Below are 23,815 nucleotides of genomic sequence, written 5' to 3'. Positions count from 1 at the left end.
TCAGGCGGTGAGCAGGGAGCTGAGTTCGGCGCGGACCGCCGTCGCGTCCGTGCCCTCCAGCGCGTCGAGCGCCGCCCGCCAGGCCGCGTACGCCTCCTCGGTCCGCCCCTCCTCGCGCAGCAGGAGTCCGTGCTGATGGCGGGCGAGTCCGGCGGTGTAGCGGTCGGCGCGGGCGTCGGCCCGGCGCAGCAGTTCGGCACACTCCCGCGCGGCCCGCTCGGTACGGCCCAGCAGCCGCAGGGAGCGGATCAGGCCCAGCCGGGTCTGCGACTCGCCGTGCCAGTCGCCGTGGGCGACCAGGACCCGCAGGCTCTCCTCGAAGTGCCGGGCGGCCGCGGCCGGTTCGCCGAGGGTGAGGTGGGCGTAGCCGATGTTGCACCGCGCGTAGAGCTGAAGGAGGACGTTGCCGATCGTCTCCCCGATCGCCAGGGAGAGGCGGTGCTGCTCGATGGCGGCGCGGGGGTCGGTGTGCTCGTAGAGGTTCCCGAGGTGCTGGTGGGTGACTGCCTCGCCGTAGGGGTCGTTCAGCCGCCGTGAGTAGGCGAGGCTCTGGCGCAGCGCCCGCTCGGACTCCTCGTAGCGGCCGAGTCCTTCGAGCAGCAGGCCCCGGTTGTTGAGGGAGCGGCGCATCCAGGAGAGGTGGCCGAGGCGCTGCCAGATCGCCAGGGCCTGGTCGTTGAGGGCGAGGGCCTCGCTCCCCCGGCCGCTCATGAAGTGCACACCGGCCAGATCGCCGAGCGCGTACGCCTCGGCGGCCTCGTCCCCGACGCGCCGCGCCACCCGCAGGGCGGCCCGGCCGAGGATCTCCATCTCGGCGACCCGGCCGCTGCGGTGGACGTAGGGGAAGATCAGGCGCAGCAGGGTGCAGACGCGGGAGGCGATACGGAGGTCACGCGCGTCGGCGTACCGCTCGGCCAGCGCGACGACGTTCTCCAGCTCCGTCTCGCCCCAGGCGAAGGCGGCCTCGGGACTGTCGAAGGGGTGCGTGCCGATGAGGTAGGCCTCGTGCTCGGACGGCTGGCAGGAGGTGGGGCGGCGCCGGTCGTCCTGGTCGAGGCCGGGTTCGACGATCGCGGTGAGGCTGCGTTCGGCGAGGGCGGCGTACCAGCTCAGGGCGGCCTCGGCGACGGCGGTGCCGCCTTCCGTGCCGGCGAGTTCGCGGGCGAAGTCGCGGACCAGGTCGTGGGGGACGTAGCGGCCGAGCGCCGTCTCCTCCAGGAGGGCCACGTCGACGAGGCGGTCGAGGGCGTCCTCGGCGCGCCGGGTGCCGATACCGCTGAGGCGGGCCAGCAGGGGGGCGCCGTACTCGGGCAGGTCGAGGGCGCCGATGCGGCGCAGTACGAGGGCCGCGTCCCGGTCGGCCTCGCGGTCGGAGGCGGCGAGCGCGTCGTGCGCGACGGCCAGGGAGCGGCGGACGCTGAGGTCGTCGTACTCCAGGTGGTGCAACCGTCCCTCGGTGGCGGTCAGTTGCCCGGCCAGCACCTCCGGGGTGAGAGCGCGGCGGGCGGCGAGGCGGGCGGCGACCACGCGCAGGGCGAGCGGGAGGCGGCCGGTGAGTTCGACGAGGGGGTGGCCCGCGTCGATCCCGTCGTCCTTGCGTCCGGACACCGCCCGCAGCAGCGCGGCGCTGTCCTCGGCGGACAGGGGGGTGAGCGGGAAGCGGTGGGCGCCGTCGAGGGCGGCGAGGGAGGAACGGCTGGTGATGATCACGGCGCAGCCCGGGCCCGCGGGCAGCAGGGGCCGTACCTGTGCGGCGTTGGCGGCGTCGTCCAGGACCAGGAGGGTGCGGGTGGGCGCGAGCATCGAGCGGAGCAACGCGGCGGCCGCGTCCGGGTGTTCGGGGATGGAGCGGGGGTCGGCGCCGACGTCGCGCAGGAGCGCGGCCAGGGCCTGGGCGGAGCTGAGCGGGAGCATGCCCGGGGTGGCGCCGTGGAGGTTGACGTAGAGCTGGCCGTCGGGGAAGCGGTCGGTCAGGGCGTGGGCGATGTGGAGGGCCAGGGCGCTCTTGCCGATGCCGGCCATGCCGGTGAGGACGGTGATGGTGGGGCCGGGGTCGGTGAGGGTGCGGCGGAGGTCGTCGGTGAGGGGGGTTCGGCCGGTGAAGTGGGCGGGTGGTGGAGGGAGTTGGGCGGGACGGAGGGTGAGCGGCGGGGCCTTGACGGCGGTTTCCGAGTGCTCATCGCTCTCCTCCGCGACCTCCCGCAGTACCTCCATGTGCGCCCCGCGTACAGCGGGCCCCGGCTCCACGCCGAGCTCCTCCACGAGCCGCTCCCGCAGATCGCGGTGGACGGCGAGGGCCTCCGCCTGTCGCCCGCTGCGATGCAGGGCGAGCATCAGCTGGCGGTGGTAGGACTCGCGCAGCGGATGTTCGGCGGCGAGGGCGGCCAACTCCGGGAGCAGGGCGTCGAGGCGGCCGTCGGAGAGGGCCAACTCGGCGTCGTAGCACCACTCCAGGAGGAGCAGCCGGGCCTCCTTCAGGCGCTGGACGAACGCGTAGCCGCCCAGTTCGGCGGCGAGTCCGCTCAGCGGTGTGCCGCGCCACAGGGCGAGCGCGGCCGTGCACTCGCGCAGGGTGCTGCGCCAGTCCAGGGCGGTGTGGGCGGCGCGGGCTGCGGCGAGATGCGCCTCGAAGACATGGACGTCCAGCTCGCCGTCGTCGACGCGCAGCAGATACCCGGGGGACACGGCGCGCAGTCGCGAGGGGTCGTCGAGGAGTCGGCGCAGCCGGGTGACGTGGTTGTGCAGGGAGGCGTGCGCCGAGGCGGGCGGCGCGCCGCCCCACAGGGCGTCCTTGAGCGCGTCGACGGAGACGGTACGGCCGGCTTCGAGGAGGAGGGCGGCCAGGAGCGCCCGCACCTTGGGGCTGCCGAGGGGACGGACCACGGCGCCGTCGCCGCCATGGTCGTACAGGATCGGGGGCCCCAGCAGTCCGAACCGCAGCTCGTACCGCTTCACGCCGCCACTGCCTTTCCGTGCACCACGGCGGTCCGGCCGCCGTGGCGGATTTCCGCCGGTCGACGGCGGTATTCCGCCACCCTGTCCCCGACGGGCCACCCGCCGGGATCCGCTACCGTTCCGGCCGTCCGGCAAGATCGCCCCGACGAGTTCACGCCAGTCGGACGACGGCAGCACGGAGAACCGTTGGCCACATGTTAGCGATCCGTTGGTGGGGCCTGTTTTGATCACTGCATCGGATCTGGCCCGACGGTGCGCGCGTAAGACGCGTTGCTCGGGGGAGTGTTGCCGCCGCGGCCGGTCCGGGGACGCACACGGGTCCCGGTCGGCGGAGGTGAACGACCGGGACCCGCGTCCACCTCTTGCTGCCACCGTTGGGAACATCATCGTCATGGGGACGGCAGCGGCTTTCCGCAGTGACACCACAGCTCAGGACCGGGGCGAGGTGCAGGTATGGGCACTGCCGGCCCCGACGGCGGCCTCGCCCACCACACTGGACCTGTCAGCGCTGGACGAGCGGGAGCGGCAGCGCATGGACGCCTTCGTCCGGGACAGCGACCGCGTCCTCTACGGCTTCGCCCACGCCGCGCTCCGCACGATCCTGTCCGCGCTGACCGGCGAGACACCCGCCGCCCTTCGGTTCGCCCGAGCCGCCTGCCCGTGCTGCGACGAGCCGCACGGACGGCCCGTACTCACTTCTGCGCGGCTGGAGTTCTCGCTGTCCCACAGTCGGGATCTGGTCCTGATCGGCGTCGCGCCGACCCCGATCGGCGTGGACACGGAGCCCGTGCCGAAGCCCGGGACCGCGGAGCTGCTCGCGAAGGCGCTGCACCCGGCGGAGCGCGAGGAGGTGGAGACGGCACTTCCGGAGCACCGGTCGGCGGTCTTCGCCCGACTGTGGGTGCGCAAGGAGGCCTACCTCAAGGGCCTGGGGACCGGCTTCGGCCGTGACCTTGCGGCAGACGACGTCCGCGGTGCGGTCGCGGGATGGCAGCTCACCGACCTCTCGGCGGGCCCCGGCCAGGCGGCCGCCGTCGCGGTCAACTCCCCGGCGCCCTGCGAGATCCGGGTGCATCGGGATCTCCCGATGAAGTGACCGTCCGCAGTAGGGACTCGGTGACCTGGTCCGCGCATGAGGTCAGATAGAAATGGCCGCCGGGGAACAGTTCGGACGCAAAGCCGCTGGTGGTGAACTGTGCCCAGGCCAAGGCGTCGTCGACCGGCACTACGGGATCGTTGTCGCCTGCCATCACCATGACCGGGCAGGCGAGGGGCTCGGCCACCGGTCGCAGCCGCGTGTACGCGGCCAGGGCCGCGTAGTCCGCACGCACCGTGGGCAGGAACATCCGCACCAGTTCCTCGTTGCCCAGCAGGTCTCCCGCGGTGCCGCCCAGTCGCTGCAGCTCCGCCAGCACCCCCGCGTCGTCGCGCAGATGGACGGAGCCGGGACGCAGTCGGGACGGTGCGCGGCACGCGGAGACGATCAGCGCGGCCGGCCCGGTGAGCGGCCCGCGCTCCAGGCGCCGGGCTACCTCGAAGGCGACCAGGGCACCCAGACTGTGCCCGAACAGCACCAGCGGAGCGGCCCGGTCTTCCTCCCGGTCGGCCAGCGCCGCGACCACCCCGTCGGCCAGTTCCGTGATCGAGCGGGCCGGCGGTTCGGCCAGCCTGTCGTGGCGGCCCGGGTACTGGACGGCAAGCGTCTCGACCATGGGCGAGAGCTGCCGGGAGAACGGGAGGTAGAAGTTGGCCGCGCCACCCGCATGCGGAAAGCACAGCAGCCTGACCGCCCCGGGCCGGGCCTCGCTGTAGCGGCGGAGCCATACATCGGCCCGCACAGCCTGTGTGCTCACAGCCGCCTGCCCTTTCGTTCGCCGGAGGAATGGAATTCAGCGTAGAAGATAACGCAGGCCGCCCCGATATACAGCCTCTCATCGAGTCGGCACCGGGCAGGCGTTCAACTCGCTGACCTGGATGGGGATGTGCACTAGGTTTCAATCCACGTGTCTCGCCAGCGAGACAAGCGCCGTTTGATTGATTCCTCAGGAGAATCCGTGGCAAATCCGTTCGACGATGAAGAAGGCCTGTGCCTGGTCCTGGTCAACGACGAGAATCAGCATTCGCTGTGGCCTTCGTTCAGTGACGTACCGGCTGGCTGGACGGTGGCGCACGGCGAGGACACACGCAAGAACTGTCTTGACTATGTGTCCAGGAACTGGACGGACATGAGGCCGGCCAGCCTGATCAGAGAGATGGGCGATGAACCGCGTCAGTGAGTTCCGCAACCCTATGGACGCGTTGGTCGTCGACAGCGTGCGGAGCCTCCTGGGCAATAAAAGCATCGGTATCGACGACAACTTCATGGATATCGGCGGCAATTCCATCATCGCCGTCCGCCTCGGGCAGATCCTGAGCGAGGAACTCGGAATTTCCCGCACTGCCCGGACCATTTTCAAGAATCCAGTACTCAGGGACCTCAGCGACAAGCTCAGCGCCCTGGTCGACGACGCGGCCTGACCGCACCCTGGTCGCCGCGCTTCGGGCAGCACCCGGAGCGCGGCGACTGCCACAGGGGAGGGTGTCACATGACCACCGACGCAAGCACAGCGTCACCACAAGACCTGTTCAGACGGACCAAGGTCAATGCTGCCGACGAGCGGACGTTCTTCTTCAAACTCCTTGTCGCCTACCTCATTTGGGCGCTCGGTGTGGCGCTCGTACTGCTGCCCGGGCTGTGGCCGCTGCGGGTGCTGGGCGTCATATTGATCGGCGCGATGTACGCACACTGGCTGGAACTGCAACACCAGTGTCTGCACCACTCGGCCTTCCGTCGTGCCCGCCGGCACCGGATCGCCGGCTTCCCGCTGGGCATCCCGATGCTGGTCTCCTACAGCCACTACCGCGTCCGGCATCTGCAGCACCACCGCTACCTGGGCACCGACCAGGACTCGGAGTTCTTCGGCTTCGACTCGCGTCAGCCCGTCACCTGGGCAGCCCTGGTCCGCGAGGCCCTGGCCTTCGGCAGGCTGGGCAGTGCGGTGGCGGACATCGTGCGCGCCTGGACCGGCTCCTGGACGTACGAGACCGGTCAGATCGCACCGGCCCGCAAGCGTGAAGTCGTCACCGAATACCGGCTGTTCGCGCTGCCGATCCTCGCGGCCGCCGTGCTCGTCGCGTTCGGCCAGGGCGCGCTGGTGCTGTGGGTATGGCTGCTTCCGCTGCTGGTCGCGGTGCCCCTGCACTTCCTCGTCGAGCTGCCCGAACACATCCTGTGCGACAACACCAGTACCGATGTGTTGCGCAACACCCGTTCCATCACCGGCAGTTGGTTCAGCACCTGGTACACCAACGGCAACAACCTGCACATCGAGCACCACGCGGCCATGGTCGTCCCGATCAACCAGCTGCGCCGGCGCCACGATCTGACGCTGGCGTACGCGAAGCACACCTCCCCCAGCTATCCGCAGTTCTTCCGCGCCATCGCCCGGGAGGCCGCCGCCAACCGCCGAGCGGCCCGTGCGCAGGCCGGCGCCCGTGCCGAATAGCACCCACCCCCACCACCGATCCGGGACGCACTCAAGAAGGCAGGACGGCATGTACGACACCTCTGAGCCCGCGGCGGCGTCGACCGGGATCACCAGGCGCCCGGCGGACGCGGGCGCCCCTTTGTCCTTCGCACAGCAGCGCCTGTGGTTCCTGGACCAGCTCGGTCTCGGCGACACCGCTCACCACACGCCGTACGCACTGCGCCTGTCGGGCCCGGTGGACCTCGATGCGGCGGGCCGGGCCTTCCAGGCCCTGGTGCGACGGCACGAGACCTTGCGGACCACCTTCACCTCGGTCGACGGCGAGCCGGTGCAGACGATCGCCTCGGCGGACACCTGCGCCTGGGAGCCCCGGACCGTCGACCTGCGCGCCGCGGACGACGCCGAGGAGCAGATACGGCGGCTCGCGACGGAACAGGCGCAGGCGCCGTTCGATCTCACGCGGGGTCCGCTGCTACGGGTGACGCTGGTGGCGCTCACCGAGCAGGAGACCGTCGCGTTGATCAACCTGCACCCGACTCTCACCGACGACCGGTCGATGACGGTACTGACGGACGAGTTCGGCCGCCTGTACATGGCACTCCTCGCAGGCAGCGCCGATCCACTGCCGCCGCTCGCCGTCCAGTACGCCGACTACGCCCACTGGCAGCGTGCGCGGTTCACGGACGGCGCGGCGGCCCCGGAGGCACGGCAGGGGCTGGCGCACTGGCGCGAGCGGCTCAGCGGCGAGCTGCCCACACTGCGGGTGCCGACCGACCGCTCGCGGCCGCCCGTCCAGACGTACGCGGGGCGGACCCGCTCCTTCTCCCTCTCCGCCGAGCTGGCCGCCGGACTGCGGGAGTTGAGCGGCTCCGCGGACCTGTTCGTCACGCTGCTTGCCGGATACTCGGCCCTGCTGCACCGCTACTCGGGCCAGGACGACATCGTGGTGGGCACGTCGGTGGCCGGCCGTGACCGGCCGGAGACCGCATCGCTCATCGGCCGCCTGGCGAACGCCCTGGCCCTGCGCATGGACCTGACCGGCGACCCGACGTTCCGCGAGCTGGTCTCGCGCACCCGGCAGACGTGCCGTGCGGACTTCGCCCACCAGGAGGTTCCGTTCGAGCGCGTGGTCGAGGAGGTGCGGCAGGACCGCGATCTCAGTCGCGCCCCGCTGTTCCAGACGATGATGTCGCTGCACACCGCCGCGCGGGCCGCATCGGGGCCGCACATCGGTCCGTTCAGCAGCGACAATCGGACCACGGCGCTGTACGACCTCAGCCTGCACATCGTCGATGATGGCCAACTGCTGAACTGTGACTGGGAGTTCAACACCGACCTGTTCGTCGACGACACCGTCGAGCGGATGGCCGGCCACTTCGAGCGGCTGCTGGCCGGCGCCGTGACCGACCCCGATCTGCCGCTGTCCCGGCTGCCGCTGCTCTCGGAGCCGGAGCGGGCCGAGGTGCTGACCCGGGACAACGTGATCTCCGTCGAGGTCTCCCCCGACGCGTGTGTGCATCGCCTGTTCGAGGAGCACGCCCGCGCCACTCCCGACGCCGTGGCGGTGGTGGACGGAAACGAGCGGGTCAGTTACCGCGAGCTCGACCGGCGGGCCGGGATCATCGCCGCCCGGCTGCGCGCGCTCGGCGTCGGCCCGGAGTCCCGGGTGGGGCTGTGCGCGCCGCGCTGCCCCGACTCGGTGGCGGCTCTGCTCGGCATTCTCCGAGCGGGCGGCGCGTATGTGCCACTCGATCCGGACCACCCGGTGGACCGCCTGCGGTACGTACTCTCGGATGCCTCCGTACGCCTGCTCCTGACCCGCCACGACGTGGCGGCCGCGATACCGGGGCTCACCGACGGGCTGAGTGTCGGCCACTTCGACGACTGGCTCGCCGAGGGCGTCGATACGGCGGAGGCCGAGCTGTCCGCCGCCACGCCGACCCCGTACGCCGAACCGAACGCGGACAACCTGGCGTTTCTCGTGTACACCTCGGGATCGACCGGCCGCGCCAAGGGTGCGATGCTCACCCACGGCGCCCTGATGAGCGCCTTCCGCTCCTGGGAGCGGGTCTACGACCTGGGCACGGTGGTGCACCGGCACCTCCAGGCCGCGAACATCGGCTTCGACGTGTTCACCGGCGACATGGTCCGCGCACTGTGCTCCGGGGGCACGCTGGTGCTGTGCGACCGGGAGACGCTGCTCGATCCGGCACGGCTGTACGCGCTGCTCCAGCGGGAGCGGATCGACTTCGCCGACCTCGTCCCGGTCGTCATCCGCCGGCTCAGCGCCTATGTGGCCGAGCAGGGGCGGCTGCTGGACAACTTCAAGGTGCTGGCCGTCGGCGCGGACATCTGGTTCATGCGGGACTACTGGAACCTGGCGAAGCTGTGTCCCCCCGGCACCCGACTGGTCAACTCGTACGGCATCACCGAATCGACCGTGGACAGCGGGCTGTTCGAGACTCCGATGCCCGAGCGCGGCGACGAGGAACCGGTCCCGATCGGCCGCCCGCTGCCCAACACCGAGTTCTACGTCCTCGACAGCAGGCTCCAGCCCGTACCCGTCGGTGTGAACGGCACCCTCTACATCGGCGGCCTGGCCCTGGCCCGCGGTTACGTGGGGCGCCCCGAGCTCACCGCCGAGCGGTTTGTCGCCCACCCCTTCTCGGACCGGCCGGGTGCCCGCCTGTACAACACCGGGGATCTGGCGCGGATGCTGCCCACAGGTGATGTGGAGGTGCTGGGCCGGGTCGACCGGCAGGTCAAGCTGCGCGGGTTCCGGATCGAGCTGGAGGAGGTCGAGTCGGTGCTCGGCCAGCACCCGGACGTCCAGGACGCCGCCGTGACCGTCCGGGAGGACACCCCGGGTGATCGGCGGCTGGCCGGCTACGTCGAGCCGCGGCCGGGGCTCAGCCCCGACCCGGTCGCGCTGCGGAAGTACCTGCGCACCCAACTGCCGTACTACATGGTGCCGTCCACCATCACCCTGCTCGAGCGGATGCCGCTGAACGCCAACGGCAAGCACGACCGCAAGGCGCTGCCCGCTCCGGTCGCCGTGGCGAACGCGGTCTAGATCCGCAGCGGCCCGTCGGCTTCACCACTGGGGGCGCCCCACCGATGTCTTGATCGGTGGGGCGCCCCCAGTGGTTTGTCCCGTGACCCGTCAGACAGAACTCACAGAACTCAGGGTCGGCACGGATCCGCCGGTCATGTCGCCGAGCGCCACCACGATCTTCCGCGGCCCGGTGAAGGGGCTGCGCGAGTGCGCGACCAGCATGTTGTCGATGACGAGGACATCGCCCTCCTGCCAGGTGAAGGCGACCGACTCACGGTCCATCAGGTCGCGGACCTCGGTCACCACGGCGTCGTCGATGACCGAGCCGTCTCCCCAGAAGACGTTGCGCGGCATGCCCTGATCGCCGCAGATCGCGAGCAGCGAGGAGCGCGTTTCCGGGTCGAGCGACGACGGGTGGTGCAGGGCCAACTGGTTGAAGAACACGGCCTCGCCGGTCACCGGGTGGCGCAGCACCGCCTCGGCCTGACGTGAGGTCCGCAGGCCGCCGTCCGGCGTCCACTCGAAGCTGGTCCCCTCCTCGGCGCACTTGCGCTCGACCTCGGCCGGATCGTCGGTGCCGAAGAAGCGCGACCAGCTGACGTCGACGCCGTCGATGAAGTTGCGGACGTAGCGGAGCTTCTTGGTGGCGAAGAGCTCGGCCAGCTCCGGACGCATCCGGTCGAGAACCGTCCGGCAGTCGACGATCGGCGTCTGGCCTCCGGTGTGCGGGGCCACGATGCAGGAGAAGAACTGGCGCATCGGCCACTGCGGCAGATGCGAACTCTCGTTGTGGAAGAGGATCGAGAGGTCCTCGGGATACGGCGTCGACTTGTACACGCGTTCCGATTCGCCCTCCCTCGGGAGGTCCCCGTACTCGCGGAAGAGGGTGCCGCACACGGCCGAGGCGGCCTGTTCGAACTTCTCCACCGAACCCCTGTGGAACCCACGCAGCAGGATCGCGCCGTGCCGCAGCAGCCGCGCTTCGACGGCGTCCCGGTTCGAGCGCAGCCAGCCGGGCAGGTCGACACCGGGACCGTCCGGTGTGACGAGGGCGGGCGTCGACGGTGCTTCCGGCAGGAAACCGATGGTGACCGCGTCCGCACCCGGGACGCGCACCGGCCGGCGCGTCGCGCGCTGAAGGGAGCGGGGTCCCGGCGCCTTGGGAGTTGCTTCATTCATGTCCTGCGCCCTCAATTCCTCTGCGGTGAACCCATACGCGGGTCATGACTCGAGCTCCCGTCCGATCAGTTCGGCGAGTTGGGCGACCTGGGGCTGTCGCATGATGCCGTGGTGGGTGGTGGCCACCGAGGCGAAGCCGAGATCCGTGCCGACCACCGATCCCCAGCCCCAGGTGCGGTCCGCGTCGTGCGGCTCGCCGGCCGGCTCCGCGCGCACCAGCAGCACCGGGAAGTCGGGGCGGTCGAAGCTGTTGCGCTGCTGCATGAAGTAGCGGTCCAGGGCAGTCATGTTGGTCGTGTAGACGTCCAGCAGGCTGCGCAGCTCCGCCTCACCCGCGTCGGGAGGCAGCCGCCCGACGTCCTGCATGGCCGCGAGCAGTTCCCGCTCACCGAACTCCCCCGCCGGCAGGTCCAGCTGGTAGTGGAAGGCGAAGCGGCGGATGAGGTAGTCGGCGGGCTTCTGCGCCAGGGCGCCGTCGTCGGCGGCGGGGACACCGCAGTTGACGATGATCAGCTGGGCCGGCTTGTGCCCGGAGCGGCGCAGGGCCTGGGCCGTGGCGTAGGCCATCAGGCCGCCGAAGCACCAGCCGATGATCACCGGCGGGGCGTCACCGGCGGCCGCGATGGTCGCCGCGTACTCCTCGGCCATGGCGGCGAAGTCCTCCTGCGGCGGCCTGCCGTGCAGACCCCAGGCTTCGATGCCGAAGACCGACCGGTCCGCCGGCAGCGCACGGGCCAGCTCCCAGTAACTCAGCGTGTTGCCACCGCCCGGGTGGACGCAGAAGATCGGTGCCTTGACGTCCGCTCCGGAAGCGGCGCGCAGCGGGACCAGATTCGAGTCCTGGGCCTCGCTCCCGCGCACCAGGGCTGCCATCGCCTCGACGGTCGGCGCGCCGAACACCGCGGACATCGGCAGCCGGCAGCCGAAGGCGCTGTTGATCTGGGCCATGAGCTTGATCGCCCGCAGCGACTGCCCGCCGAACTCGAAGAAGTCGGCGTCCGGGGACGAGATGTCCTGGTCGAGGGTCGAGGACCAGATGGCCAGCAGGCGCTGTTCCACCGAGTCGCGCGGTCGGCCGGCCCTGGCTTTCGGCGGCCCGACCGGAGCGAGGGCGCGGCGGTCCAGCTTGCCGTTGCGGGTCAGCGGAAGCCGGTCCAGCATCTGCCAGCCGGTCGGCACCAGGGCGGCCGGCAGCCAGTCGCCGACAGCTGTCCGCACCTGCTCGATCGACGGGGCAGGGCCGTCGGCGGCTACGAGGTAGGCGTCAAGGTGCGTCACCAGGCCGCTGTCGTCGGCACGTGCCACGACGGCCGCGGCGCCGACGCCGCACCGCCCGGTGAGCAGTGCCTCGATCTCACCGACCTGGAGGCGGTATCCGCGCAGTTTCACCTGGTCGTCGATCCGGCCGAGGATCTCGACACCCGCACCGGGCACGAGGCGGCCGAGGTCGCCGGTCCGGTAGCCGTCGGCGGCATCGGCGGTGCCGAAGCCCGGCAGCCCTTCGCGCAACCGCGCGAGATAGCCGAGGCCCACTCCGGGACCGCTGATCACCACCTCGCCCGGGCACCAGGGCGGCAGCGGGACGCCCGCCTCGTCGACCACCGTCAGGGTGTTCGCGCCCAGGCCCGAGCCCACCGGGATCGAAGAGCAGCGTGCGTCGACCGCCTCGTCCAGCGCGCGGCACGAGGCGCCCACCGTCGTCTCTGTCGGGCCGTAGTGGTTGTACACCCGCAGCGACGGCGCGAGCTCCCGCAGCCTCTCGTACAGCGGGCGCGGCAGCAGCTCGCCGCCGAGCACGAGCGCCTCGCTCGGCAGCAGCGCCGCCGGGTCGGCGGCCTCGGCCAGCAGCGCCGAGAGATGCGAGGGGACCAGCTTCAGCGCGGCCGCGGGGTTCGCCCGGAACCACTCGATGAGCGCGGCGGGGCTCGTGGCGGTCTCGCTGGGGACGAGCTGGACGCATCCGCCGCTCGCCAGGGTCGGGAAGACCACCGTATAGGCGAGGTCCGCGGCGAGCGTGGAGACCGCCGCGCATTCGGCGCCCTCGGACAGCGCGAGCGTCTCACCGATGGTCGCGGCGTAGTGCGCCAGCTGCTCGTGCCCGATGACGACGCCCTTGGGAAGGCCGGAGGTGCCGGACGTGAAGATCACGTAGGCGGCGCCCGCGGCCGGTACGCCGGACGGCACCGCGCGCTGTGGGTCCACGGTCGCGTCGGCGGTGCACACGGTGCGGACGGAGGCCGGGTGATCGGCGTTCGGAACCTGGGTGAGCAGCAGCGCGGGGTCGGCCTCCCGCAGGATCATCTCGATCCGCTGTCGCGGCCACGAAGGGTCGAGAGGGACGAACGCCGCGCCCGCGAGCCAGACACCGAGCATCGCGACGACCGTCTCCGCCGAGGCCGGCGCGAACAGCGCGACCCGGTCCCCGGCCCGCACGCCGTGCCGGCGCAGGAGGTGTGCCACCGCATCCGCGCGCAGCGCCGCGTCCCGGTAGGACACGACGGTGTCGCCGCAGCGCAGCGCCGGCCGCGTGGGCGTGCGGTCCGCCTGCGTCAGGAAGCGGTCGAGCACGGCGGCGTACGGCGCGTGCGGCTCGGCGCCCGCGGTCGGCCCGTTCGGCGCGGTGAGCCGAAGGCCGCCGACGGCGCGGTCCGTGCCGCCGGACAGCGCATCGGCGAGCTGGTGCCGAAAGGCCTCCGCCACGAGATCCAGATCGGCCTGTGCGATGCGGCCGCCGGTACCGACGAAGGTCAGGCGCAGGCTGCTGGGTCCGCGGACGCAGTCGAGGTGGAGCGGACCGGGCACGTCGTACGCGGATGTCCCGGCCGAAATCTCCTCGGCCCACCGGTCCCGGCGGTGGCGGTACGAGAGCGCGCCGCCGCCCGGTGCGGTCCCGGGGTCGGCCTGGTTCTCGATCGCCGCGACGGAACGGAGCGCGTCCTGAGCGGTCCGCAGTGCGTCGGCGACCGGGGTGTCCGCGGCGATCTCCAACCGCGCCGGTACCGGGCGCTCCAGCAGGCCGAGCACGCTCTCCAGGCCTTCCGTGGACCGGCCGTCGGCCAGCACGACCATGTGGTCGTCGGCATCGCGGCAGTATCGGCCGTACAGCGAGCGCCACAGAGCCAGCAGCACCGCCGGCTCGCTCACACCGCACCGTCCGGCGAGCTCGTCCAGCCGTTCCAGCGCCGGCCCCTCGACGACGGCCGAGACCGTCACCGGCTCGGCGGCCTCGTCCCGGAGGTCGGCGGACAGAAGGAAGGGCAGCGCGCTGGACGGTGTCGACGGCTGCCGCCCCGTGTCGTCGGTCGCCTCCGGCCGCGCCGGCTGCTCCAGGACTTCGCCGAGCCAGGCAGCGACATCGGCGTACTGCAGCGCCTCTTCGGCCTGCTGCTCAAGGTCCTCGAGGTCCGCAAGGTCATCGAGGTCTTCGAGGTCTTCGAGCAGCAGGCCGACGAGCTGCTGCCAGGAAGCGTCGTCGACGCTCAGCCGCGGCAGGGTGAGCACCAGCAGCGTGCCATCCGGACCGAGTTCGTGCTCGACGGTCAGCGCGCCGGCCCGGAGCACGGTGCGTTCCGGCCCCGCCTGCTCGATCGCGACCGGACCCACCGGATCGACGACCTGGACGAGGGTGCGAAGCCCCGCAAGCTCGGTGTACCGCGTGCGCAGGATCTCGTGCGCGGCGACCGCCGCCGCGATCCGCGTCTGCAGGACCGGCACCGGGATCCGTGCGGCGGTGCGGACCGTGCGGACCGCCGTGCTCCCGGCCTCGTTCGAGCGGGCGAGCTGCTGCGGAGAGAGCTGGTAGCCCTCCTCCTGCATCGGGACGTCCAGGGACGTCGATGTCGTAGTCATGATGTGTACTCCTGAGTGGTCATGCGGACACCGGCGCGGAGGGCGAAGCGGTGTCGGCGGGCAGCGCGTCGAGGCGGCGTACCGCGCGCACGGGCGAGAACAGCAGAGCCAGGGCGGCCATGAACGTCCCACTGGCACCCACCACGACGGCCGTCCGCAGCCCGACCCCGGACGCGAACGCACCGCCGAGCAGCGAGCCGAGCGAGAACGCGCCCAGGGCACAGGTACGCGCCGTGGCGTTCACCCGCCCGAGCAGCTCGTCCGGGGTGGTGACCTGCCGGAAACTGATCACCGTCACGTTGAAGACGGGCACGCTGAACTGGACGACGAAGGAGGCGGCCGCCACGACGGCGATCACCGCCACCGAGTTGCCGTGCACGGCCGCGAGGACGAGGTAGCCGAGGCCGGGCAACGCCATCGTCAGGATCAGCGTCGGCCCGACCCCGAACCGTTCGGTCAGTCGGCCGACCAGGAGGGCGCCGATCAGCGCACCCACGCTGCCGATCGCGACGATCAGGCCGACCTGCGTCGAGCCCATCTCGAGCACCCGGATCAAGTAGAGGAAGAACACCGACATCAGCGCGCCGGAGAACAGGTTGATGATCACCGCGGCGGTGGTGAACCAGCGCAGCAGCGGCTGCCTCCAGATCACGGCGAAGCCCTCACGGATCGCGGCGCGGACCGAGAGCGCCGACGCACCGGGCTGCGGCTTCGGGGCTTCGTCGGCCGGAAGTCCCGCCGCCGTGAAGAAGGACAGGAGATAGCTCACCGCGTCCACCGCGATCGCCGCCGGTGCGCCGAGTGCGGAGACCAGCAGCCCCGCCGCGCCCGGCCCGGCGACCTGCGCCATCGAGCCCGAGAGCTCAAGCTTCCCGTTCGCCTCGGGGAGCCGGTCCCGGCCGACCAGACCGGGCACATAGGACTGGTACGCGAGGTCGTGGAACACGGTCATCACGCCGACGACGAAGACCACGACGAGCAGCTGACCGATGTTCAGCACATCGAGCGCGTGCCCGACAGGGATCCAGGCCAGGGCCGCCGCACGTACGACGTCGGCGACGATCATCACGGAACGGCGTGCCCGACGGTCCAGCAGCACGCCGACGAAGAGGCCGAACAGCAGGAACGGCAGCGTTTCGAGGGCGACGAGCGCCCCCGCTTCCAGCGGCGTCGCGTTGAGCAGCAGGACGGCGGTCAGCGGCATCGCGACATAGGTGATCTGGGTACCGAAGAGCGAGGCCGACTGGCCGGCCCACAGCAGGGCGAAGTTGCGGTGGCGCAACAGTGAGGGCGGCTTCGCCTCGGTACTAGGGATTTTCGGCATGCGTTCGCCCAACTTTTCGGAGATGCGGAAAGCTTCGAAGTACGTTCCATCGGCGGCCGTCGAAGACCATGTGCGACAACCTCAGTCCCGCGGCGGACGCGAACCGATCAGCACCCGCCGCTTTCCGGGACCGGGCCCTCTCAGGGGCGGCGGCGGTTGCTGGGCTTCGGCCGGGCCGACGGACTGGTCGGGGTCGGTGACCAGGTCCTGGAACAGCTGGGCGAAGCGCCCGGCCAGCGTCTGGATCGTGGCGTGGTCGAACAGGTCGGTGGCGTACTCGATGACACCCTCGATCCCCTCCGGCCGCCCGTCCGCTCCGTACACGCCTCGCAGCAGGAAGTTCAGGTCGAACTTGGCCGACTCCCTGCCCGGGACCACCAGTTCGTCGACCTGCAGCCCCGGCAGGCCGAAGGAGACGCCGGCCGCGCTGTCGAAGGAAAGGTTCACCTGGAACAAGGGGTGGCGGGCCAGGGACCGGGGCGGGTCCAGGATCTCCACCAACCGCTCGAAGGGCAGATCCTGGTGCTCGAACACCGCCAGGTCCGTCTCCCGGACCCGGGTCAACACCTCACGGAAGGTCGGATCTCCCGAGAGATCGGTGCGCAGGACCACGGTGTTGATGAAGAACCCGACCAAGTCGTGCAGCGCCTCGTCACCGCGCCCGGCCAAGGGCGTGCCGAGCGGGATGTCCGTCCCGGCGCCCCACCGCGACAGCAGCACCGACAGCGCCGCCTGCATCACCATGAACGGCGTCACCCCGGCCTGGCGGGCCAGCTCGTCGCCCCGTCCGTGCGCGTCCGCGCCGATCGCCACGGGCACTTCGGCACCCCGGTGGCTGGCCACCGCAGGGCGCGGCCGGTCGAGGGGCAGGGGCAATACGTCCGGCAGCCCCGCCAGCGCGCCGCGCCAGAACATCGCCTGCCGGGCCGCCGGGCTGCCGGAATCGCTTACGGAGCCGAGCAGTTCGCGCTGCCACAGGGCGTAGTCGGCGTACTGGACGGGCAGTTCGTCCCACTTCGGCGCCGTGCCGCCGACGCGCGCGGCGTAGGCGGCCGCGAGATCCCGGCCCAGCGGGCCCGCCGACCAGCCGTCACAGGCGATGTGGTGCAGCACGAGGGCCAGCACATGCTCGTCCGGGCCCACCGAGAACCCCCGGGCGTGCACGGGAATCTCGGCGGCCAGATCGAATACGTACCCCTCCGCCTCGGCCACCAGTTCCGCAACCCGGTCGGCTTCGGCGTCGGACCACACGATGGGCAGTACGACCTCGTCGGCGGGCACGATCCGCTGGAACGGCTCGCCCTCGGGTGCCGGAAAGACCGTCCGCAGACTCTCGTGCCGCCCCACCACGTCACGGAGTCCCGCCTCCAGTGCGCCCCGGTCCAGCGTTCCGGACAGGCTCAGCACCAACGGCATGTTGTACGTCGCGCTCGGCCCCTCCAACTGGTTGACGATCCACAGCCGTTGCTGCGCGAACGAGAGCGGCATCGGGTCCGGGCGCACCGCGGCCTGCACCGCCGGACGCGAAGGCCCGGCACCGGCCCCGGTCAGCGCAGCGGCCAGGGCGGCGACGGTGGGGTTCTCGAAGAGGGTGCGGATGGCGAGCTCGGCTCCGAGCAGGGACCGGACGCGGGCGACCAGCCGGGTCGCCAGCAGGGAGTGACCACCGAGGTCGAAGAAGTTGTCGTCGACACCGACCGCGGGCAGGTCCAGTACCTCGGCGAACGCGGTGCACAGGATCTCCTCCCGCGCCGTGGTCGGGGCGCGGTGGGTGGAGACGGCCGCGTAGTCCGGGGCCGGCAGGGCCCTGCGATCCAGCTTGCCGTTGGGCGTCGACGGCAGCCGGTCCAGCACCATGACCGCCGCCGGTACCAGGTACTCCGGCAGGATCCCGGCGACGTGCCGTCTGAGCAGGGCGGGCAACTGGGCGCGCTGTTCCGGGTCCTGGCCCGGCCCAGGCACCACATAGCCGACCAGACGCTTGTCGCCAGGGGCGCCCTCATGGACCACGACCGCGGCCCGGGCGACGCCGGGATGCCCGCCCAGCGCCGCCTCGACCTCGCCGATCTCGATCCGGAAGCCCCGGATCTTCACCTGGTCGTCGGCCCGGCCGGCGAACTCGAGGGTGCCGTCGGCGCGCCGGCGGGCCAGGTCGCCGGTCCGGTACATCCGTTCCCCCGGCGCGCCGAACGGGCAGGCCACGAACCGTTCCGCGGTCAGCGCCGCACGGCCGAGGTACCCGCGCGCCAGGCCGGCACCCGCCACGTACAGCTCCCCCGTCACTCCGGGCGGGACCGGCTGCAGAGCGTCGTCGAGGACGAAGGTCCGCATGTTGAACGTGGTCCGGCCGAGGACCGGCCTCGGTGTGGCACGGGGCTCGGCGAAGACCTGGTAGACCGTGCACTCCGTTGGCCCGTAGAAGCTGAAGCTGCGGGTGCCGTCGCCCAGTGCCCCGAGCCATTCCCAGAGCGCGTCGGGGACGGCCTCGCCGCCGACCACGAGCAGCGCCGGCCGGCGTCGGCCGTCGAACAGACCGCCCGCCACGGCGGAGGCCATGTGGGAGGGGGTCAGTTCGAGGAAGTCGACGTCGTGTTCGTCCAGCCACGCCGCGAGCAGGCCGTTGTCGGAGAGCACCTCCGTGCTGACGACATGCAGCTCATGACCCTCCATCAGGCCCGAGAGCTGGTCCCAGCAGGCGTCGAAGGATATGGAGTTGGTCAGGGCGACGCGCAGGGGCCGACCGGGCGGGGACACCGCGGCGGCGGCGAAGACCGACTCGCGGTGGACGGTGATGAAGTTGGTGATGCCGCGGTGCGGCATCACCACGCCCTTGGGGGTTCCGGTGGATCCGGAGGTGTAGATGACGTAGGCGGGGTGCGCGGGGGTCAGCGGGGTGGTGCGGTCCGCGTCGGTCGGGTCGTGGTCCGACGCCGGGTCCGCGGTCAGCCTCCGCGAAGTGGCCGGGTCGTCGAGGACCAGAAGGGGCGCGTCGGCCGGCAGGCGTTCCGCGATGCCCTGAAGCGTCACCACGTACGACGGCTTCGCGTCCTCGATCATGAACCGCACCCGTTCCACCGGGTAGTCGGCGTCGATCGGCAGATAGGCCGCGCCCGCCTTGACCACGCCGAGCATCGCCACGATGAGTTCGACCGACCGCGGCAGCGCCAGGGCCACCACGTCCTCCGGACCGACTCCGTCGTCGATCAGGTGGTGGGCGAGCCGGTTGGCACGGGCATTGAGCTCGCGGTAGGTCAGGGCGGTGTCGTCGAAGACGACCGCGGTGCCCTCGGGGGTACGGGCCGCCTGGGCCTGGAAGAGCGCGGGCAGCGTCGTGGGCGGGACCGGGTGGGCGGTGTCGTTCCAGACGTGCAGCGCCTGCTCCCGCTCCGCGGCCGACAGCAGCGAGACCTGGTCCACCCGCTGGGCGGGGTCGGCGGTCAGGGTGTCGAGGACGCGGCCGAAGCGCTCGGCGATCAGCTCGACGGTCGCGTGGTCGAACAGGTCGACGGCGTAGGTGAGTTCGCCGGTCATCCCGGCGGGTCGGCCGCGGTCGTCGAAGCGCTCGCTCAGGTCGACGTTCAGGTCGAACTTCGCCGGGGTGTCGCCGTCGGGCAGGATGCTCGTGCGCAGGCCCGGCAGGTCGAGCACGGGATCGGTGGTGTTCTGCAGGGAGAGCATCACCTGGAACAGCGGATGGCGGGCCATCGAGCGGGCCGGGGCCAGCTCCTCGACCAGGCGCTCGAAGGGCATGTCCTGGTGCGCGAACGCGTCGAGGGCCTGCTCGCGCACGCGGACCAGCAGCTCACGGAAGGACGGCCGGCCGGAGAGGTCCGTGCGCAGCACCAGAGTGTTGACGAAGAACCCGACGAGGTCGTCGAGCGCGGTGTCGGTGCGTCCGGCCGTCGGGGTCCCGATCGGGATGTCCGGGCCGGCGCCGAGCCGGGAGAGCAGCACGCCCAGCGCGGCCTGAAGCACCATGAACACCGTCACGCCCTCGGCCCGGGCCAGCTCGGCGGCCTGCGCGTGGAGCGCGGCGGGAAGGTCCAGCGGCACGCTCGCACCCCGGTGCGTGGCCACCGCCGGGCGGGCGCGGTCGACCGGCAGCGACAGCTCCTCCGGCAGCCCGGCCAGCGCCTGGCGCCAATGGGCCAGCTGCCCGCTCAGCAGGCTCTCCGGGTCCTGCGCCGAGCCGAGCAGCTCGCGCTGCCAGAGCGTGTAGTCCGCGTACTGCACCGGCAGCGGCACCCAGTCCGGTGCCCGGCCGGCACAGCGCGCTGTGTACGCCACCGACAGATCCCGCGCCAGGGGCGCCATCGACCAGCCGTCGCCGGCGATGTGGTGCATGAGCAGCACCAGCACCTGCTCTTCCGCACCGGCCTCGAACAGCCAGGCCCGGAACGGCACTTCGGCCGACAGGTCGAAGCCGTACCCCACGGCCTCGATCACTCGCGCGGGCACACCGGACGGCCCGGTCTGATCGGCCGGCACCACCGTGAGCACCTCGCCGAGCTCCTCGACCGGCACCACCTGTTGATACGGCCGTCCGTCGAACGCCGGGAAGCGTGTACGCAACACCTCGTGGCGCCCGAGCACATCCCGCAGCGCCGCGGCCAGCGCCCGTCTGTCGAGCACGCCGGACAGCCTGATGACCGCCGGAATGTTGTACGTCGCGCTCGGCCCCTCCAACTCGCCCAGGAACCAGAGTCGTTGCTGGGCGAACGACAGCGGCAGCGGCTCAGGACGAGCCGTGGCCACCAGCGCGGGACGTGAGGACTCGGCGCCGGCCGGCGCACCGGCCAGAGCGGCGACAGTGGGGGCTTCGAACAGGGCGCGGAGGGTGAGTTCGATGCCGAGCAGGGCCCGGATGCGGGCGACCAGTCTGATCGCGAGCAGGGAGTGGCCACCGAGTTCGAAGAAGTTGTCGTCGACGCCCACGCCGGGCAGGCCCAGCACCTCGGCGAACGCCGCACACAGCTGCTCTTCCCGAGCCGTGGTCGGGGCTCGGTGCGCCGAGGCCGACGCGTAGTCCGGGGCGGGCAGGGCCTTGCGGTCCAGCTTTCCGTTGGCCGTCAGCGGCAGCCGGTCCAGCACCACGACCGCGGCCGGCACCATGAACTGCGGCAGACCTTCCCCGGCGAACCGCCGTACCTGCGCCGCGTCCGGCGCGCCCGAGCCGGCCGGAACCACATAGGCCACCAGACGCTTGTCCCCGGGCCGGTCCTCCCGGGCGACGACCGCGGCCTGTCCGACCTGCGGATGCCGGCTCAGCACCGCCTCGATCTCACCCAGTTCGATCCGGAACCCCCGGATCTTCACCTGGTCGTCGGCCCGGCCGAGGTACTCGAGATTCCCCTCCGCCCGCCACCGCACCAGGTCCCCGGTCCGGTACATCCGCTCCCCGGGCGCACCGAACGGACAGGCCACGAACCGCTCCGCGGTCAGTGCCGGGCGGTGGAGATACCCCCGGGCCAGCCCCGCACCGGACACATACAACTCACCGGCCACGCCCACCGGTACCGGCCGCAGGCTGCCGTCGAGGACGTACACCCGCATGTTGTCCAACGGCCTGCCGATCGGCACCTGATCGGTGACGTCATCCGCCGAACGCAGCCGACAGCTCGCCGCGAACGTGGTGGTCTCGGTCGGGCCGTACCCGTTGACCACGTCGACACCGGGGCATGCCCGCAGCACGCGACGTACGGCGACCGGCGAGAGGACATCGCCTCCGGCCCATACCTCGCGCACGTCCGCGAAACACTCCGGGTCCTGTTCCGCCATGAGCGCGAACACACCCGCGGTGAGCCACAGCGCCGTGATCCGCTCCTCGGCGATCAGCCGGCGCAGAACAGGGGCATCCAGGTCCCCGGGCGGCGCGATCACCAGGCGGCCGCCGGAAAGCAGCGGCACCCACATCTCGTACGTCGAAGCGTCGAAGGCGTGCGGCGAGTGCACCAGCACCCGCCTGTGCCCCTCGCCCCGCCAACGCCGGTCGAAGGCCAGCGCCGCGACATCCCGGTGCCGGGCCGCCACTCCCTTGGGCACCCCGGTGGAGCCGGAAGTGAACATGACGTACGCCAACTGATCGGCGCTCACGACCTGTTCCGGGTCACCGGCCGGTTCGCCGGAGACGTCCAAGTCCCCCAGCACCAGCACCTGCGCACCGCACTCTGTCCCCGCCAACAGCGCGGCATCATCGGTCAGTACGACCCGAGCGCCGCAGTCATCCAGGGCCCAGGCCGCACGCTCCGGCGGAAAACCGGAGTGGATCGGCACATAGAACCCACCGGCCTTGAGTACGGCCAGCACCGCCACGATCACATCCGCCGACCGCCGCAGCAGCAACGCCACCGGCACCTCGGCGCCCACCCCCAGCGCTGTCAGCCGGTGCGCCAGCCGGTTGGCCCGCTGGTTGAGTTCGGTGTAGGTCAGGCTCGTGTCACCGCAGACCACCGCGACCGCGTCGGGCGTCCTGGCGACTTGGGCCTGGAAGAGCGCGGGCAGAGGGTCCTGCGGCACCTCATGCGCGGTGTCGTTCCACTCCTCGAGCAGCAACCGGCGTTCCCGATCGGTCAGGATGTCCGCGCGTCCGACGGGCTGGTCGGGGTCGGTGATCAGCTGCTCGAGCAGCCGGTCGAAGCGCCCGGCCAGCTCCTGGACCGTGTCGTGGTCGAACAGGTCGGTGGCGTACTCGACGACGCCCTCGATCCCCGCCGGCCGCCCGTCCGCCCCGTACTGTCCTCGCAGCTCGAAGTTCAGGTCGAACTTGGCCGTCCTTCCCCCCGACACCTCCAGCTCGCCGACCCGCAGCCCCGGCAGATCGAAGGAACTCCCGGCATCGGTCTCGAAGGCCAGCATCACCTGGAACAGCGGGTGACGGGCCACCGCGCGGGACGGGGCGAGGATCTCCACCAGGCGCTCGAAGGGCAGATCCTGGTGCTCGAGCGCCGCCAGATCCGTCTCCCGAACCCGCGCCAGCAGCCCCCGGAACGTCGGATCCCCCGAGACGTCGGTGCGCAGCACCAGCGTGTTCACGAAGAACCCGACCAGGTCGTGCAGCGCCTCATCGGCACGCCCCGCCACCGGCGTGCCGAGCGGAACATCGGTCCCGGCCCCCAGCCGCGACAACAGCACCGCCAACGCCGCCTGCACCACCATGAACGGCGTCACACCCGCCTGGCGGGCCACTTCCTCGACCCGCGCGTGCACACCCGCACCGACCACCACCGGCACCTGGCCACCACGGTGGCTGGCCACCACAGGACGCGGCCGGTCGAACGCCAGCCCCAGCTCCTCGGGCAGCTCCGCCAATGCCGCACGCCAGAAATCCGACTGCCGGGCCATCACACTGCCCGGATCGCTCACCGCCCCCAGCAACTCCCGTTGCCAGAGCGTGTAATCCGCGTACTGAACCGGCAACTCGTCCCACTCCGGCGCCACCCCATGCACCCGCGCCGCGTAAGCAAGCCCCAAGTCCCGGCCCAGCGGCCCCACCGACCAGCCATCACAGGCGATGTGATGCATCACCAGCACCAGGACATGCTCATCGGGCCCCAGCGAGAAGACCCACACCCGCACCGGAACCTCGACCGCGAGGTCGAACACATACTCCGCGGCCTCAGTCACCACCTCCGCCACCTGGCGGCCACCCGCGTCGGCCCACACCAGCGGCAGCACCACCTCGTCGGCAGGCACTACCCGCTGAACCGGCTCGCCCTCCACCACCGGGAAGACCGTCCGCAGACTCTCGTGCCGCCCCACGACATCGCCCAGTGCCGCCGTCAGCGCGTCCGGGTCCAGCGTCCCCGACAGACGCAGGGCCAACGGCATGTTGTAGGTCGCGCTCGGCCCCTCCAACTGGCCAACGATCCACAACCGCTGCTGCGCAAACGACAACGGAATCATGCGGGGCTCCCTCGCAGCAAAGAC

Annotated in this window: 11 protein-coding genes; 5 read left to right on the top strand and 6 right to left on the bottom strand. The window is 71.5% G+C overall.

The genetic code is table 11. The features are described 5' to 3' along the window. A complete protein-coding gene (locus OHT76_RS24070) occupies positions 1-2,955 on the bottom strand; it encodes an AfsR/SARP family transcriptional regulator (RefSeq protein ID WP_328872935.1) in 2,955 nt (984 codons plus the stop codon). 391 nt (positions 2,956-3,346) lie between these two features. Between OHT76_RS24070 and OHT76_RS24065 the strand changes: the two genes are divergently transcribed. Next, entirely contained in the window at positions 3,347-4,051 is a 705-nt protein-coding gene (locus tag OHT76_RS24065) for a 4'-phosphopantetheinyl transferase family protein (protein ID WP_328872934.1), read from the top strand. Here the strand turns inward: OHT76_RS24065 and OHT76_RS24060 are convergent. Further along, positions 3,996-4,808: a thioesterase II family protein gene (locus tag OHT76_RS24060; protein ID WP_328872933.1), complete on the bottom strand. Its 813-nt coding sequence runs from the start codon at positions 4,806-4,808 to the stop codon at positions 3,996-3,998. The genes OHT76_RS24065 and OHT76_RS24060 overlap by 56 nt on opposite strands. A 201-nt stretch (positions 4,809-5,009) precedes the next feature. Here OHT76_RS24060 and OHT76_RS24055 point away from each other — a divergent pair, with 201 nt between their 5' ends. From OHT76_RS24055 to OHT76_RS24040, 4 genes are all read left to right on the top strand, one after another. Then, positions 5,010-5,231 (top strand): MbtH family protein, encoded by a 222-nt coding sequence (locus OHT76_RS24055; protein ID WP_328872932.1) that lies wholly within the window; start codon positions 5,010-5,012, stop codon positions 5,229-5,231. Continuing rightward, complete coding sequence (locus OHT76_RS24050) at positions 5,215-5,472, top strand: phosphopantetheine-binding protein (protein ID WP_328872931.1); 258 nt, start codon at positions 5,215-5,217, stop codon at positions 5,470-5,472. Before OHT76_RS24055 ends, OHT76_RS24050 begins: the two co-directional genes overlap by 17 nt. A 68-nt stretch (positions 5,473-5,540) precedes the next feature. Further along, positions 5,541-6,500 (top strand): fatty acid desaturase family protein, encoded by a 960-nt coding sequence (locus OHT76_RS24045; protein WP_328872930.1) that lies wholly within the window; start codon positions 5,541-5,543, stop codon positions 6,498-6,500. A 49-nt stretch (positions 6,501-6,549) separates the two neighbouring features. Continuing rightward, positions 6,550-9,555, top strand: a complete 3,006-nt coding sequence (locus tag OHT76_RS24040; protein ID WP_328872929.1) for a non-ribosomal peptide synthetase — start codon at positions 6,550-6,552, stop codon at positions 9,553-9,555. Between the two features lie 90 nt (positions 9,556-9,645). On the opposite strand, the gene OHT76_RS24035 is transcribed toward OHT76_RS24040, so the two are convergent. From OHT76_RS24035 to OHT76_RS24020, 4 genes are all read right to left on the bottom strand, one after another. After that, positions 9,646-10,716: a TauD/TfdA family dioxygenase gene (locus OHT76_RS24035; protein ID WP_328872928.1), complete on the bottom strand. Its 1,071-nt coding sequence runs from the start codon at positions 10,714-10,716 to the stop codon at positions 9,646-9,648. 42 nt (positions 10,717-10,758) lie between these two features. After that, positions 10,759-14,565: an amino acid adenylation domain-containing protein gene (locus tag OHT76_RS24030; RefSeq protein ID WP_328872927.1), complete on the bottom strand. Its 3,807-nt coding sequence runs from the start codon at positions 14,563-14,565 to the stop codon at positions 10,759-10,761. A gap of 19 nt (positions 14,566-14,584) precedes the next feature. After that, complete coding sequence (locus OHT76_RS24025; protein ID WP_328872926.1) at positions 14,585-15,889, bottom strand: MFS transporter; 1,305 nt, start codon at positions 15,887-15,889, stop codon at positions 14,585-14,587. 81 nt (positions 15,890-15,970) lie between these two features. Further along, on the bottom strand, positions 15,971-23,791 hold the full coding sequence (locus tag OHT76_RS24020; protein ID WP_328872925.1) for a non-ribosomal peptide synthetase: 7,821 nt from the start codon (positions 23,789-23,791) through the stop codon (positions 15,971-15,973). Positions 23,792-23,815 lie beyond the last annotated feature (24 nt).

It is taken from the genome of Streptomyces sp. NBC_00287, assembly GCF_036173105.1.
In the GTDB taxonomy this organism is placed as follows: Bacteria; Actinomycetota; Actinomycetes; order Streptomycetales; family Streptomycetaceae; genus Streptomyces.
The sequence above is the reverse complement of the archived record's forward strand: the minus strand, read 5'-3'. Positions and strand labels throughout refer to the sequence as shown.